We start from the raw sequence: 13,888 nt of genomic DNA on the forward strand, positions 1-13,888 counted from the left end.
GGTCATGTCCATGTGGCAGTTCTGCGCCCCGATGAAGGCCGCGCCGCGCCGTTCGGAGCCGGCCATGATCAGCGTCGCGGGCAGGCACAGACCCACTTCCACCGCCGGATGCGCCGCCGCCACGCGGCCGATCGCCTCCACTTCGCTCAGATGCGCGCGCATCCCGTTCATCTTCCAGTTGCCGACAACCAGCTTCCGCCTGTTCATCCGCTTTCTTTCCCTTGTGGTTATTGCTGCACGTCATCCCCGCCCTTCCGCCGCCGGCCTGTTGCCCGGCGTCTCCCCGGAATAAGAGGGAACTGAGCAAAGCCGATGAACGGCGCTCACGCATTTGTCCAGTGCAAGCCTTGCCCGCACGGCGATCCGCCCTTAAAGCGGGCCGCCACACAGCCGCAGTTCCGGAAAATCCATGCTTTCTGTCTTTCGCAGCTTCATCCGCTCCAAATTCGGCGCGCTTTTCGCGATCCTCTTCCTCGGGATCATCGCCGCCGCCTTCATCATGGGCGACATCACCAGCGGCAAATTCGGCAGCGGATCGATGCTGGGCGGCGGTTCCGCAGCCAAGGCGAACGGCCAGACGCTGAGCCAGGGCGAGTTCCAGGACCGCGTCCAGCGCGTGTTCGAAAACGCCCGCCGCTCCAATCCGGGCCTGCAAATCAGCGATTTCTTCGCTCAGGGCGGCGCGGCGCAGGTGTTCGACCAGTTGGTCGCATCGCTGACGCTGCGCGCCTTCGCCGACGATCAGGGCGTGCATATCTCCAAGCGGCTGGTCGATGCGCAGATCGCGCAGATCCCCGCCTTCCAGGATGCGGCCGGCAATTTCAGCAACGATAATTTCCGCGCACTGCTCGCCCGCGAGCGGCTGACCGAACAGGCGCTGCGCGACGATATCAGCCGTGAAATCCTCCAGCGTCAGCTGCTGGCGCCAATCGGCCTCGGCGCGCGCCCGTCCGAAACGCTGGTGCTGCCCTATGCCTCGCTGCTGCTGGAAGCCCGGCAGGGCACGGTTGCGGCGATCCCGGCGGTCGCTTTCCTGGACGACAAGAACCCGACCGACGCGCAGCTGGCCGACTATTACAAGAAGAACAGCCCGCGTTTCACCATCCCGGAGCAGCGCCAGATCCGCTACGCCGTCGTTGACGCCTCTCGTTTCGCGCAGGCGTCGAACCCGACCGACGCAGAGATCAGCGCTTATTACAACCAGAACAAGACGGCCTACGCCGCCAAACAGAGCCGCACCGTCGAACAGCTGGTGCTGCCGACGCAGGCCGGCGCGAAGGCGATCGCCGATCAGGTGAAGGGTGGCAAGAGCCTGGCCGACGCCGCACAGGGCGCGGGCCTCGCCGTAGCGACGCTGGCCGACCAGAGCCGCGAGGCGCTGACCGCTTCGGCAGGCAAGACCGTCGCCGACGCCGCATGGGCCGCCAAGCAGGGCGAGCTGGTGGGTCCGGTGCGCGGATCGCTGGGCTGGCTGCTGCTGCGCGTCACGGCTGTGAACGAGACGGCGGCCCGCCCGATCACCGCCGTGCGCGGGGAAATCGTCGAAAAGCTGCGCGTCCAGAAGGAAAAGCAGCTGCTGACCGACTTCACCGGCAAGCTGGAAGACCAGATCGCCGATGGCGGCACTTTCGAGGAAGTGGTCAAGGATAATGGCCTGACGCTGGAGACCAGCCCCGCGCTGCTGTCGACTGGCAAGCAGGTCAAGGACCAGACCTATCTGCCCACGCCCGACATCCAGCCGCTGGTAGCCCCCGTCTTCGCGATGAGCGCCGACGACGATGCGCAGCTGGTCCCGATCGTCGCCGACAAGCGCTATGCGCTGGTCGCACCCGGCCAGATCACCGCCGCCGCGCCGCCGCCGCTGGCCGAGGTCAAGCAGCTGGTGCTCGCCCAGTACAAGCTCAACGCCGGCAATCTGAAGGCAAAGGCACTGGCCGAACAGATCCAGGCGAAGGTCGCCAAGGGCGCGAAGCTGTCCGACGCGATCGCGCAGGCCGGCGTCAAGCTGCCCGCACCGCAGCAACTGGGTGGTCGCCGCGCCGACATCATGCGCGGCGAACAGCGCCCGCCGGCCGAAGTCGCCATCCTCTTCTCGATGGCGGCGAACACGGTGAAGACCCTGCCGATCGGCCAGGATCGCGGCTATTTCGTGGTCCAGCTGAGCAAGATCGAGCGCGGCGACGCCAAGGGCCAGCCGCAGCTGCTGGCGCAGGTGCGCGATCAGCTGGGCGAAGTGATCGGCCAGGAATATGGCCAGCAGTTCGAACGCGCGGTCGAGAAGGAACTGAAGGTCACGCGCAACCCCAACGCCGTGGCCCAGGTCCGCCAAGCGCTGTCCGCCACCAACAGCGGCGACCAGTAAGATGACGGTTGGCGGGGGCATGGACGGCGTGAACAGCGCGCGCGTGGCGCTGGCGCGGGGCGAATCGGCGCTGGTGTGGCGGCGGCAGATCGCCGACACCGACACGCCGATCTCCGCCGCGCTCAAGCTGTTCGAATCCGATCGCGGCGACTATCTGCTCGAATCGGTCGAGGGCGGCGCGGTGCGCGGCCGCTACAGCCTGATCGGCCTTGCCCCCGACCTCGTCTTCCGGGCCAATGGCCAGAATGCCGAGATCAACCGTCAATGGGCGACCGACCGCGACGCCTTCGTGCCGGAAAGTGCCGGCGCGCTCGACGCGTTGCGTGCGCTGGTGGCGGAATGTCGGGCGGAGATGGACGCGGTGCTGCCGCCCGCCCTCGCCTGCCTCGTCGGCTATTTCGGCTATGAGACGGTCGGGCTGGTGGAAAAGCTCCCCCGCCCCGTGCCCAATCCGATCGGCGTGCCCGACATGCTGTTCGTGCGGCCCACGGTCATCCTGATCTTCGATCGCCTTGCCGACCAGCTCTACCTCGTGTCGCCGGTGTGGAAGGGCAGCTTCGCCGATGCCGAAAAGGCGATCGAGGCCGCGCTGGAGCGGATCGACGCCACCGCCGCCCGCCTTGCCGCGCCGCTCCCTGCCCTGCCTGCGCCCGCCGACATCGCCGATGTCAAGGTGACGCCGGTGCTGGAACCCGGCCGCTATGCGCAGATGGTGGACGCGGCGAAGGACTATATCGTCGCAGGCGATATCTTCCAGGTGGTGCTGGCGCAGCGCTTCACCAGCCCCTTCACGCTGCCGCCGATCGCCCTCTATCGCGCGCTGCGGCGGATCAATCCGTCGCCCTTCCTCTATTATCTCGACCTGCCCGGCTTCGCGCTGATCGGCTCGTCGCCGGAAATCCTGGTCCGCGCCCGCAATGGCGAGGTGACGATCCGCCCGATCGCCGGCACTCGCCCGCGCGGCAAGAGCGCGGTCGAGGATGCCGCCAATCGCGAAAGCCTGCTCGCCGATCCGAAGGAGCGGGCCGAGCATCTGATGCTGCTGGACCTTGGCCGCAACGATGTCGGCCGCGTCGCCGCCGCCGGATCGGTGACGGTCACGGAAAGCTATAGCGTCGAATTCTACAGCCATGTGATGCACATCGTGTCGAACGTGGTCGGTCGGCTGGCCGACGACAAGGATGCGATCGACGCGCTGTTCGCGGGCTTCCCGGCAGGCACGGTGTCGGGCGCGCCCAAGGTCCGCGCCTGCGAGATCATCGCCGAACTGGAGCCTGAAACCCGCGGCGCCTATGCCGGCGGGGTCGGCTATTTCGGGCCGGACGGCAATATGGACAGCTGCATCGTGCTGCGCACCGCCGTGCTGAAGGACGGCGTCATGCATGTGCAGGCGGGCGCGGGCATCGTCGCGGATTCGACCGCAGAATATGAGCAGCGCGAATGCGAGGCGAAGAGCGGCGCGCTGCTGGCGGCGGCCCGCGAGGCGGTGAGCGTCGCACGGGAAAGCAGCTTCGGGCAGTAACTCAACGTCCGTTCACCGGCACGCCCGCCATCCGGTCGCGCCACGCTCCGCCTGGTCGAGGTGGAAATGATCGCGATGCGCCGCATTATAATCCGGTGACAGCACGGTCGAGAACAGGTCGCACGCCCCGTCGCGCACCGCGCGCAGGAAGGCGGCATCCTTCTCCCCACCCTTCCAGTCGTTCAGCACGCTGACCTGCCGCCCGTCCTTCAGCACGAAGGCGGCCACGTCAATCGCATCGGCAGTCGCATGTTCGCTGAAATCGCCCTGGCTGCGACCGTACATCCGCCGGCAGCTATAGCTGCCGAAATGACGGATGGACCGCACCGGCTGGCCGTAGATGCGCTGGGCGGCAGGCTGCACCACCTGCCATTCCCAGAGCCTGAGCGCGGCCACCACCGGGCAGGAGGGCGCGACGGCGGCCGGCACCAGCGCGATCGCGGCCGCATCCGGCTTCAGCCGCACCGCGTCGGCATAGGCGCACTGGTCCGCGCCGCCCGGCTTCATCGCGACATGGTCGATTCCCGCTTGGTCGAGCAGCGCCTTGCACCGCACCGTATCGCCCGTCAGCGCCGCCAGCTTGCGGCCAGTAAAAAGGCCCACCGGCTGGGCAAGTTCGAGATCGGTCCAGGGCAGATCCTGTGGCCGCTGGCGCAGATAGGCATAGCCTACGAACAACAGGATGAGAACGCCGCCCAGCAGGACGAGGCGACGCAAGGTCAGATGCAGTCTCCGCATCCCCTAAGCACGCCGGACCTGCCGCATTGGTTCCGACGTCACAGGATAGCCCAGATGATCGGGAATGCAGAGATGCGCCTCGCCATCCCGCTCCTCCCTCCACGGGCGCACTTTTTCGACCGGATGCGCCGCCGCGTGCGCGACCAGATCGGCATGGGATCCGAACAGCGCCAGCCGCTCCAGATTGCGCCGCGTCGGGAAGATGATCCGTCCTTCGCCCGCATCGCAGGATGCCAGAGTATCGGCAGCGCTGCTCCAGAAGAGGCGCACATTCTCGGTCGTGTCGACGCTCGCGATCTGGCCATCGGACGCACGGGCGATATAGAAGCGTGTGTCATAAACCCGCGCCGCCCGCTCGAACGGTGCCGGATGCCAGCGCGCAAAGGGCGTCAGCGCGTCGAGCGCCACGCCCAGCCCATGCCGCTCCAGCAGTTCCCCCAGCGACCTGCCGTCGTGCAACCCGTCGCGCAGGCGCAGCACCATGGCTGCGTCCACCGATCCGGTCAGGCCGATGCCCAGCCCGGCCTCCTCGATTGTCTCGCGAATCGCGGCGATGCGCGCTGCGGCTTCCTCGACATCCAGCCCGCCCCCGATCCGTGCCGCCAGCGCATTATCAGCCTCATCCACCGCGCCGCCCGGAAAGACCAGCGCGCCGGCCGCAAAGGCCATGGTCGACGCGCGCTCCATCATCAGCAATTCGGGCTGCTGCCCCGGCCGGTCACGCACGATCACCACCGTGGCGGCGGGACGCCCCGCATCTTGTTCTTCTGTCATGGGTATAGCTCTAGGCGCTCGACGCGCGCGCCGCCAGTCGGGTGTGCGGCGGCCCGTGCGCCGATGCCGCGAAGGAACAGGGTGGCGCCCGGCGCGTCCATACGTCACCCTCGTCATCCCGATTCAGGAGAGCGTGCCATGTCCCTCGACCTCGTCTTCTACACCAACCCCATGTCGCGCGGGCAGATTGCCCGATGGATGCTGGAGGAGGTCGGCGAAGTCTATGAGACGGTGATCCTCGACTATGGCGCAGGTGAAGGCGGGGCCAAGGACGGGGACGGGAGCAGCATGAAGTCGGCCGACTATCTGGCGATCAACCCGATGGGCAAGGTGCCGACGATCGTCCATCAGGGCCGGGTGGTCACGGAATGCGCCGCCGTCTGCGCCTATCTGGCCGACGCCTTCCCGGCCGCCAACCTCGCCCCGCCGGGCGACCAGCGGCATGATTATTATCGCTGGCTCTTTTTCGCCGCAGGTCCGGTGGAGGCCGCCGTCACCAACAAGGCGCTGGGCTTCGTCGTCCCCGAAGGGCGCGAGCGGAGCGCCGGCTATGGCAGTTTCGACGACACGATCCATGCGCTGGAAAGCGCGGTGTCCGGCGACGGATGGATTTGCGGCGACCAGTTCACCGCCGCCGACGTCTATGTCGGGTCGCAGATCGACTGGGGATTGAGCTTCAAATCCATCCCCTCCCGCCCCGCCTTCGAAGCCTATGCCGCCCGCCTGCGCGAACGCCCGGCCTACAAGCGGCAGAAGGAGATTGACGGCGCCCTGATCGCGGAAATGCAGAAGAAGGCGTAAAGCAAAAAGGCCCGGTGGACATCTCCACCGGGCCTCTTGTTCTGCGTTGCGTTGTAACGATCAGCGACGATCGCCCATGAAGCGCAGCAGGAACATGAACATGTTGATGAAGTCGAGATAGAGGTTCAGCGCCCCCATCACCACCGACTTGCCCATCATGTCGGTGCCCGCGACATGCGCATAGATGCTCTTGATCTTCTGCGTGTCATAGGCGGTCAGACCCGCGAACAGCAGCACACCGATGCAGCTGATGACCAGGTCCATCGCGCTCGACTTCAGGAACAGGTTGATCAGCATCGCGACCATCAGGCCGACCAGGCCCATGATCAGGAAGGTGCCGAAGCCCGACAGATCCTTCTTTGTGGTGTAGCCGAACAGGCTGAGGCCCGCGAAGGCCGCCGCCGTCGCGAAGAAGGTCTGCGCGATCGACGTGCCGGTATAGACCAGGAAGATCGACGAGATCGACAGGCCCATCACGGCCGCATAGGCCCAGAAGAGCGCCTGCATCGTCACCGTCGACAGACGGTTGATGCCGAAGCTCATCACCATGACGAATGCCAGCGGCGCGAACATGATGACATATTTCAGGATGCCGGGACCGCCCAGGATCTGGAGCGCCAGACCGCTGGACGCGAACAGCATGGCGACCACGCCCGTCAGCAGGACGCCGCTCGCCATATAATTATAGACCGACAGCATGTAGCGGCGCAGGCCGGCGTCGAACGCCTCGCCACGCGCGGCGGTGGCTCCGCCGAAGCCCGGAATGCCGGTCGGGGTGCCGGAACGGGGGTCGGACCAGTTGGCCATGAAAATCATCTCCTTTGACGGCGTTCAGTGCCGATGTTCCTATTATCTGTCGAACGCGGCCCGACTTCAAGACAAACCGGAACAATTGCCCCCTAAAGGCCATGGCAGATCGTGGGGACGGCCCTATATCAGCGCCATGCACCGTCTGTTCGTGGCCATCCGCCCGCCCGCCCCCGTCCGTTCGCTGTTGCTTGCGCTGATGACCGGCGTGAATGGCGCGCGCTGGCAGGATGATGACCAGTTGCACCTGACTCTGCGCTTCATCGGTGAAGTCGACCGCCACCGTGCCAACGACATCGCCGATGCGCTCTCGACGATCCGCTTCGCGCCGTTCGACATCGCCCTGTCCGGCGTCGGCAGCTTCGATCGCAAGGGGGTGGTGGACACGCTCTGGGCCGGGGTGCAGCCGCGCGATCCGCTGGCGGCGCTGCACAGGAAGATCGACCGGGCCTGCGTGTCGGTCGGACTGGAGCCGGAAGGCCGCGCCTATCTGCCCCATGTCACGGTCGCCCGCTTCGGCCGCTCGGGTGCGATGGTGGACGGCTTCCTTGCCGTCCATGCGGGCCTTTCCAGCCCGCCTTTCCCTGTCGAAGGCTTCAGCCTGTTCGAAAGCCGGATCGGCCATGAAGGCGCCCGCTACGAAGCGGTGGCCGATTATGCCGGATTGGGGGGCGGGGGCGCAGCCACCCCCACCTGACCCCCCGCTCCGTCACAGGGGGATCAGCCCGCCTTCAGCACGCCGCAGGCGACACGACCACCCGCATTGCCCGCCGGGTCGCTCTTGTTGTCATCGGCCTGGGCATGGATGACCAACGCAGCGCCATCGGCATCGAGCAGCGGCGTCTCTCCGCCCTGGATCTGGCCGTGCGGCACGACATATTCCAGTTCGCCCGTACCATCCGATCCCGCGACCATGTTGGGCATGTCGCCCATATGCATGCCGGCGGGATTATCCTTGCCATGCTGGCGCCCGGTCGGGTTCCAGTGGCCGCCCGCGCTGGTAAAGTCGGGACCGGTGCAGGTGCCGGTGGTGTGGATATGCACCGCATGGATGCCCGGCGTCAGGCCCGTCGCCTTGACCAGCACATGCAGCCCGTCGCCCGCCTCCGTCACGGTCGCCGTGCCGCGCGTGCTGCCGTCACCGGCCGCCAGGCCGGCATGGACTGTGGGCGCGGCAGCAGGTGCGGCACCGTCCGACGAGGCCGTAGCGCAGGCCGAGGTGGCAAGGCCGATCGGCAGGGCAAGCAAAAGGGGGACGATCTTCATGGATAATCTCCGGAAAGTGCGCGAGAGGCTTCTCAGCGCCAGAACTTCTGCGCGAACGCGGCAGAGGCACTTTTGTTGCCGATCCGAATCCATTTGTCACCCCGTCGCAACGGGTTGTTCCGGCTCATGGCACACCGCTTCGACATTCAGCCCGTCGGGATCGAGGATGAAGGCGGCATAATAGGATGGCCCATAGTGTGGCCGCAGCCCCGGACCGCCCTGATCCCGGCCGCCCGCAGCCAGTCCCGCCGCATGGAAGGCATGAACCAAAGCCCGGTTGGCGACCCGGAAGGCGATATGCGTCCCCTCGCCCACCCGTTCATTATCCCCGATCCAGAAAAAGGCGTCGACATCGTCCGCCCGGCCATAGCCATGCGCGGTCCCGCCACTACCATTCTTTTCCGGCGGAATGGTGGCCAGCCGCACCAGCCCGATGGCGGCAAGCAGCCCGTCGTAAAATTCCCCCGACCGTTCCGCATCGCTGACAGCGAACCCGACATGGTCGATCATGACAGCCTCTCCTTTGCTCACCGCAACTCGCGTGGCTAGGCGGGCGTTCCGCCGGTTGCCGCATCCCCCTGTCCTATCGACCGCCTGATCGGCTATAATCCTTGCTACTCATAACAATATGTCCCACTGGCGACCGGAAATTGCCGAATCTGCGGGAAAAGTGCGAAGTTAAGCGAACCATGTCCAATCATCAGGTCCATATCATCGGCGGCGGCCTCGCCGGATCGGAAGCCGCCTGGCAGCTGGCGCAGGCGGGTATCCGCGTCCGCCTGTCGGAAATGCGCGGGACGGGCGATATGTCCCCGGCGCACCAGACCGATGGGCTGGCCGAACTGGTCTGTTCCAACAGTTTCCGCTCCGACGATGCCGACAAGAATGCGGTCGGCCTGCTGCATCAGGAAATGCGGCGGCTGGACTCGCTCATCATGGCGCAGGCCGAACCGGCCAAGGTGCCAGCCGGCTCCGCGCTCGCCGTCGACCGCCATGTCTTTTCCCGCGGCGTCACCCGCGCGCTGGCCGAGCATCCCAATGTCGAGATCGTGCGCGAGCGGGTCGACACGCTGCCGACCGAGGGCATGACCATCGTCGCCACCGGCCCGCTGACCGCAGCCGCACTGGCCGACAGCATCGGCCGGGCGGCGGGGATGGAGCATCTCGCCTTTTTCGACGCGATCGCGCCGGTCGTCCATTTCGACAGCATCGACATGGACCAGTGCTGGATGGCCAATCGCTGGGACAAGATCGGTCCCGGCGGTGGCGACGGCAAGGACTATATCAACTGCCCGATGGACAAGGAGCAATATCAGGCCTTCGTCCAGGGGCTGCTCGACGGCGAGAAGACCGAGTTCAAGCAATGGGAGTCCAACACCCCCTATTTCGAGGGCTGCATGCCGATCGAGGTGATGGCGTCGCGCGGTCCCGAAACGCTGCGTCACGGGCCGATGAAGCCGATGGGACTCGACAATCCGCGCACCGGCCGCTGGCCCTACGCCGTCGTGCAGCTGCGGCAGGACAATGCATCCGGAACGCTCTGGAACATGGTCGGCTTCCAGACCAAGCTGAAGCATGGCGCACAGGTCGAACTGTTCCGCACCATCCCCGGCCTGGAGAAGGCCGAGTTCGCCCGGCTGGGCGGGCTGCACCGCAACACCTTCATCCAGAGCCCCAAGCTGCTCGACGCGACGCTGCGCCTGAAAAGCGCGCCACATATCCGCTTCGCCGGGCAGATGACGGGCTGCGAAGGCTATGTCGAGAGTGCCGCGATCGGCCTCATCGCCGGGCGTTTCGCGGCGGCCGAACTGCTTGGCCGCGACCTGACGCCGCCGCCCGCCGACACGGCGCTTGGCGCGCTGCTCGGCCATGTGACGGGCAATGTCGAAACGGCCGACTATCAGCCGATGAACGTCAATTTCGGTCTCTTCCCGACGCTGGAAGACGTGAAGAAGAAAAGCCGCAAGGAAGCCTATACCGCCCGCGCCCGCGCCTCCTTCGGCCTGTGGATGGGCGAGATGGAGCTGGCCTGACATCCAGAATCCCGTTCGCTTCGAGCGAAGTCGAGAAGCGGATAGCGCAATGCTTAGGTTTCTCGACACGCTCGAAACGAACGGAGTTTAGTTCAGCACTTGCACTTCGGCTTGGCCATTCTCTTGGGCGCGGTCGCGGCGAACTCCGCCGGCGTCAGTTTGCCGTCCTTGTCCGCGTCCGCCGCGCCGAACCGGTCGGATGTCGCCACCGCCCATTCCTCGAAGGACAGGAGGTTGTCGCCATCCTTGTCCAGCGCCTTGAACGCCTTGGTGCGGCTGCCCATCATCTCGACGCGGGTGATGACGCCGTCGCGGTTGCGGTCGTAACGGGCGAAGCGTTTTTCCTCGCGGCTCTGCGGGCTGGCCTCGCCGGGCATGGGCGGCGCTTCGCCGACGGCGTCGGGATCGCCCTCCGGCAAGCTCTCGATTTCGGGCGGCGGGGGCGGTCCGCTCGCCAGTTGTGGCACCGGTGCAGTGTCGGCACGCCCCTGCCACCAGAACAGTCCGCCCGCGACCAGCAGCAGCGCCGCCATGCCTCCCGCCAATATTCGCCCCATGCCGTCCCCCTCAGCTTCGGAGCACGGAACCTATCCCGATAGGCTAGCGCCCGACAAGCGCGATCCGCAGCAGCCGCAGCGCCAGACCGCGCGGCATCCCCGCCGGCGCGCCCTGCCCCGCCAGCACATCCTGTCGCGCCAGCGTGAAGGCGATCCGCAGCGGTTTCCAAGCGCGCGACCAGCGAGCGTCCTCGACCTGCGGCAGAAGGTCGCGCGCCATCTTCACCGCAGCATCAGACAGCGCAGGATCGTCGACATGGCCGATCAGATCCCAAAGCGCCCAGACCTGCCCCGCCGCGACCAGCCATCGGGGCGCGTCATCCGCGTCACCCAGCGCCCGGAACAGCCCGCCGCCGCGCCCGACCGCATAGTCGCGCAGCCCATCGGCATCGATTTCCGGCTCGACCACCAGCACTTCCCAGCCGTCGATCATCGCGACCAGCCCTGGCGCCGCCATTGCCCCCGTCGCGCGCATCGCGTCCACGACCGGTTCGCCCCGGCCCTTGCGCGCGTCCGCATCCTCGATCACGTCGTTCCACCAGGCGAGCCGCATCTGCCCGATCGCCCGCTCGCTGGTCGTACGCGCGACCTTCGCCAGCCGCCCGTCGAAACCCCAGATCGCCCGATGCCGCTCGGCATGCGCCCCGGCATGGGCCGACAGCAAGGCGGCGAGCGGCGGCAGCGTATCCTCCTCCCCGCTCATCGCACGACTCGCGAAACATCAGAGGCTGCGCGGATTATCGGTCCTTTAACCATCTTCCTCATACACATTCTAACGGGTGGGCCTGCATAGGCCCGGATGCTGCCCAGCCCATGAGCGGGGCACGGGGCGCGACATGGGTGATTGCGGGCTAATGGGCAAGTCGAACGGACATCAAATGGGCTTTCTGTCGCGGCTGTTGCGGAATCAGGCGGGGAATACGATCGCCATCGTAGCCGCTGCCCTGATCCCGCTGGCCGGCATGGTCGGCGGTGCGGTGGACATCAGCCGCGGCTATCTGGCCCAGGTTCGCTTGCAACAGGCCTGTGACGCCGGGGTACTGGCGGGCCGCAAGGTGATGGGATCGAGCGGCGTCCTCAGTGCCGGCGTGACCAGCGAAGTCCAGAAATATGTGAATTTCAACTTCCCGAGCCAATATCTGGGAACGCCTGCCAATATCACCGTTGCGCCCACGCTCGGCGCCAACGACACGATCCAACTGACGCTGAGTACGACCGTACCGACCGCCGTGATGGGGCTGTTCGGCAAACAAAACATGTCGGTCACGGCAAGCTGCACCGCGCGCAACGACTATAGCAACATCGATATCGTGCTGGTGCTGGACACCACCGGATCGATGGCGTGCAAGCCGGAGCGAGACGACTCGAGCTGCGGTAGTTGGATCAATAACTGGCTGTCCCCAAAAAGCGGTAAGACCATGACCGTGGACAGCAAGACCGTTACCTATGTTTGCGAGGAAACCAGCAACGGAAATTGCACCACCGGCACAAATGTTTCCCGGATGCAAGGCCTGCGCAATGCGCTGGACAGCCTTCAGAGCCAGATGGCGACCATCGAAACCCAGTTCAACATGACCGAAGAAGGCAAACGCAAGCGCGTGCGCTGGGCGATCATTCCCTTCTCCATGATGGTGAATGCGGGATTTAGCCGCAACGCCGCGGAAGCCACGCTCTACTCGCGCAATAAAAGCTGGTTCAACGCGACCGGTATCTATCTCAAGAACAATACGACTTCCACCAACCCGACCCATGACGACCCCACCTGGTTCACCAACACATGGGACGGCTGCGTGGAAGAGCGCAAGACGAGCAATCTGATCACGGCGAACTCGACATATTCTTTTCCAAACAATTTGCCCGCCACGGCTTATGATATGATGTTCGACACACCGGCGACATCCACCGACACGCGATGGACGGTGTCCGATCCCGCGCGTTCTTCGGGTCAATATGCCTGTCCCAAATATATGCGGGAACTGGCGCCTCTAACATCATCACAGTTCGACGATTATTTTGCTTTCAACCGCGGTTTCGTCGCGAATGGCGGCACCTACCTGGACATCGGTATGCTATGGGCGGCACGCCTGCTATCGCGGTCCGGGATGTGGAGTGCCGACAATCCCCAACTATACCACACTTTCCCTGTGAACAGGTACGTCATCTTCATGACCGACGGGGTGATGGACAATGGCGACAACTATTCCGCGTACCCGCACGAACCCGATTGGAAGCGAATTTCCAGCAACGGCAATATCAGTACGGCGAAGGCTAACCATAATAAGCGCCTGTCGATTGCCTGCACCGCCATCAAGAATATGGACGTAAAAATCTACACCATATCCTTCAGCGCGGGTTCGGACCTGAGCACCGACCTCATCAATTGCTCGTCCTCAACCAACTCCACGAGCCCGGAATTTGCCTATAAGGCGGATGATAGCGACGACCTGAATGCAGTCTTCCGCGACATCGGCGAAAACATCGGTTCGCTCAGGCTTTCGCAGTGAGATTACAACGCCTCTTCCGCCGATTAGTGGCGATGGACGCGCGCGGCGCGTCCATTCCGGAATTCGCGCTCATACTGATGCCGCTTTGCCTCATCCTCTTTGGTGGATTGGAAATGGGCTATCAGGTCTATGTCCGCTCTGTGATGCTGGGTGCGCTGGAACGCGCGACCCGCCTCACCACCGTCCAAACTGTCGACAGTACGGCAATCGAAACCGATATCGAAACCACCATCAAGCGCGTAGTACCCAGCGCGTCGGTACTGACAACCAAGAGCAGTTTCTATCAGTACAGCAACATCAACGCGATGGAGCGACTGACAAAGGACACCAATAACAACAATACGCTCGACAGCGGCGATTGCTGGGAGGACGTCAACAATAATGGCCTGCGGGACGTGGCCACGACCGGCATCAGCGGCATCGGCGGCGCCGACGACATCGTCCGATACAATACGGAAGTCACCTACAATCGCATCCTGCCGCTGTTCCGGTTCATCGGCGTCGGCAGCACAGCGACCTTGAAC

General features: G+C 65.0%; 15 protein-coding genes. 7 read left to right on the forward strand and 8 right to left on the reverse strand.

Annotation, left to right across the window (positions count from 1 at the left end; genetic code table 11):
• Positions 1 to 207: triose-phosphate isomerase (locus VMR39_RS04285; protein WP_325414692.1), on the reverse strand; the 207-nt coding region annotated here is incomplete at its 3' end.
• A 202-nt stretch (positions 208 to 409) separates the two neighbouring features.
• Here VMR39_RS04285 and VMR39_RS04290 point away from each other — a divergent pair.
• Together VMR39_RS04290 and trpE are read left to right on the forward strand one after the other, a co-directional pair.
• A complete protein-coding gene (locus VMR39_RS04290; RefSeq protein WP_325414694.1) occupies positions 410 to 2,362 on the forward strand; it encodes a peptidylprolyl isomerase in 1,953 nt (650 codons plus the stop codon).
• Positions 2,363 to 2,381: 19 nt separating this feature from the next.
• Complete coding sequence (gene trpE, locus VMR39_RS04295) at positions 2,382 to 3,884, forward strand: anthranilate synthase component I (RefSeq protein WP_414712456.1); 1,503 nt, start codon at positions 2,382 to 2,384, stop codon at positions 3,882 to 3,884.
• A gap of 12 nt (positions 3,885 to 3,896) precedes the next feature.
• Here trpE and VMR39_RS04300 read toward each other — a convergent pair whose 3' ends face one another.
• Together VMR39_RS04300 and VMR39_RS04305 are read right to left on the reverse strand one after the other, a co-directional pair.
• Positions 3,897 to 4,622 (reverse strand): extensin family protein, encoded by a 726-nt coding sequence (locus VMR39_RS04300; RefSeq protein ID WP_325414699.1) that lies wholly within the window; start codon positions 4,620 to 4,622, stop codon positions 3,897 to 3,899.
• Positions 4,623 to 4,625: 3 nt separating this feature from the next.
• A complete protein-coding gene (locus VMR39_RS04305) occupies positions 4,626 to 5,396 on the reverse strand; it encodes an NUDIX domain-containing protein (RefSeq protein WP_325414701.1) in 771 nt (256 codons plus the stop codon).
• Between the two features lie 138 nt (positions 5,397 to 5,534).
• Here VMR39_RS04305 and VMR39_RS04310 point away from each other — a divergent pair, with 138 nt between their 5' ends.
• Positions 5,535 to 6,197 (forward strand): glutathione S-transferase family protein, encoded by a 663-nt coding sequence (locus VMR39_RS04310; protein WP_325414703.1) that lies wholly within the window; start codon positions 5,535 to 5,537, stop codon positions 6,195 to 6,197.
• Positions 6,198 to 6,257: 60 nt separating this feature from the next.
• Here VMR39_RS04310 and VMR39_RS04315 read toward each other — a convergent pair whose 3' ends face one another.
• The gene (locus tag VMR39_RS04315; protein ID WP_325414705.1) at positions 6,258 to 7,004 is read right to left on the reverse strand and encodes a Bax inhibitor-1/YccA family protein; all 747 of its coding nucleotides are present in this window, start codon (positions 7,002 to 7,004) and stop codon (positions 6,258 to 6,260) included.
• A 136-nt stretch (positions 7,005 to 7,140) separates the two neighbouring features.
• Between VMR39_RS04315 and thpR the strand changes: the two genes are divergently transcribed.
• Entirely contained in the window at positions 7,141 to 7,701 is a 561-nt protein-coding gene (thpR, locus tag VMR39_RS04320; protein ID WP_325414707.1) for an RNA 2',3'-cyclic phosphodiesterase, read from the forward strand.
• Positions 7,702 to 7,724: 23 nt separating this feature from the next.
• Here thpR and VMR39_RS04325 read toward each other — a convergent pair whose 3' ends face one another.
• Both VMR39_RS04325 and VMR39_RS04330 read right to left on the reverse strand, forming a co-directional pair.
• Positions 7,725 to 8,270: a superoxide dismutase family protein gene (locus VMR39_RS04325; RefSeq protein ID WP_325414709.1), complete on the reverse strand. Its 546-nt coding sequence runs from the start codon at positions 8,268 to 8,270 to the stop codon at positions 7,725 to 7,727.
• A 96-nt stretch (positions 8,271 to 8,366) separates the two neighbouring features.
• Complete coding sequence (locus VMR39_RS04330; RefSeq protein WP_325414711.1) at positions 8,367 to 8,780, reverse strand: VOC family protein; 414 nt, start codon at positions 8,778 to 8,780, stop codon at positions 8,367 to 8,369.
• Between the two features lie 179 nt (positions 8,781 to 8,959).
• Between VMR39_RS04330 and trmFO the strand changes: the two genes are divergently transcribed.
• Complete coding sequence (gene trmFO / locus VMR39_RS04335) at positions 8,960 to 10,303, forward strand: methylenetetrahydrofolate--tRNA-(uracil(54)-C(5))-methyltransferase (FADH(2)-oxidizing) TrmFO (protein ID WP_325414713.1); 1,344 nt, start codon at positions 8,960 to 8,962, stop codon at positions 10,301 to 10,303.
• A gap of 92 nt (positions 10,304 to 10,395) precedes the next feature.
• Here trmFO and VMR39_RS04340 read toward each other — a convergent pair whose 3' ends face one another.
• Together VMR39_RS04340 and VMR39_RS04345 are read right to left on the reverse strand one after the other, a co-directional pair.
• Positions 10,396 to 10,860: a hypothetical protein gene (locus tag VMR39_RS04340; protein WP_325414715.1), complete on the reverse strand. Its 465-nt coding sequence runs from the start codon at positions 10,858 to 10,860 to the stop codon at positions 10,396 to 10,398.
• Between the two features lie 43 nt (positions 10,861 to 10,903).
• Entirely contained in the window at positions 10,904 to 11,563 is a 660-nt protein-coding gene (locus VMR39_RS04345) for a hypothetical protein (protein ID WP_325414717.1), read from the reverse strand.
• Between the two features lie 133 nt (positions 11,564 to 11,696).
• On the opposite strand from VMR39_RS04345, the gene VMR39_RS04350 reads away from it, so the two are divergent.
• Entirely contained in the window at positions 11,697 to 13,364 is a 1,668-nt protein-coding gene (locus tag VMR39_RS04350; RefSeq protein WP_325414719.1) for a TadE/TadG family type IV pilus assembly protein, read from the forward strand.
• The coding region (locus VMR39_RS04355; RefSeq protein WP_325414721.1) for a TadE family protein at positions 13,361 to 13,888 on the forward strand (528 nt) is incomplete at its 3' end. The genes VMR39_RS04350 and VMR39_RS04355, both read left to right, overlap by 4 nt.

It is taken from the genome of Sphingobium sp., from assembly GCF_035511395.1.
In the GTDB taxonomy this organism is placed as follows: Bacteria; Pseudomonadota; Alphaproteobacteria; order Sphingomonadales; family Sphingomonadaceae; genus Sphingobium.

What these genes read in the sequence shown, in the direction of transcription:
- VMR39_RS04325 (WP_325414709.1), bottom strand. Translation starts at nt 8,270, where the DNA reads ATGAAGATCGTCCCCCTTTTGCTTGCCCTGCCGATCGGCCTTGCCACC.
- VMR39_RS04345 (WP_325414717.1), bottom strand. Translation starts at nt 11,563, where the DNA reads ATGAGCGGGGAGGAGGATACGCTGCCGCCGCTCGCCGCCTTGCTGTCG.
- VMR39_RS04315 (WP_325414705.1), bottom strand. Translation starts at nt 7,004, where the DNA reads ATGGCCAACTGGTCCGACCCCCGTTCCGGCACCCCGACCGGCATTCCG.
- VMR39_RS04310 (WP_325414703.1), top strand. Translation starts at nt 5,535, where the DNA reads ATGTCCCTCGACCTCGTCTTCTACACCAACCCCATGTCGCGCGGGCAG.
- trmFO (WP_325414713.1), top strand. Translation starts at nt 8,960, where the DNA reads ATGTCCAATCATCAGGTCCATATCATCGGCGGCGGCCTCGCCGGATCG.
- VMR39_RS04350 (WP_325414719.1), top strand. Translation starts at nt 11,697, where the DNA reads ATGGGTGATTGCGGGCTAATGGGCAAGTCGAACGGACATCAAATGGGC.
- trpE (WP_414712456.1), top strand. Translation starts at nt 2,382, where the DNA reads ATGGACGGCGTGAACAGCGCGCGCGTGGCGCTGGCGCGGGGCGAATCG.
- thpR (WP_325414707.1), top strand. Translation starts at nt 7,141, where the DNA reads ATGCACCGTCTGTTCGTGGCCATCCGCCCGCCCGCCCCCGTCCGTTCG.
- VMR39_RS04340 (WP_325414715.1), bottom strand. Translation starts at nt 10,860, where the DNA reads ATGGGGCGAATATTGGCGGGAGGCATGGCGGCGCTGCTGCTGGTCGCG.
- VMR39_RS04300 (WP_325414699.1), bottom strand. Translation starts at nt 4,622, where the DNA reads ATGCGGAGACTGCATCTGACCTTGCGTCGCCTCGTCCTGCTGGGCGGC.
- VMR39_RS04305 (WP_325414701.1), bottom strand. Translation starts at nt 5,396, where the DNA reads ATGACAGAAGAACAAGATGCGGGGCGTCCCGCCGCCACGGTGGTGATC.
- VMR39_RS04330 (WP_325414711.1), bottom strand. Translation starts at nt 8,780, where the DNA reads ATGATCGACCATGTCGGGTTCGCTGTCAGCGATGCGGAACGGTCGGGG.
- VMR39_RS04290 (WP_325414694.1), top strand. Translation starts at nt 410, where the DNA reads ATGCTTTCTGTCTTTCGCAGCTTCATCCGCTCCAAATTCGGCGCGCTT.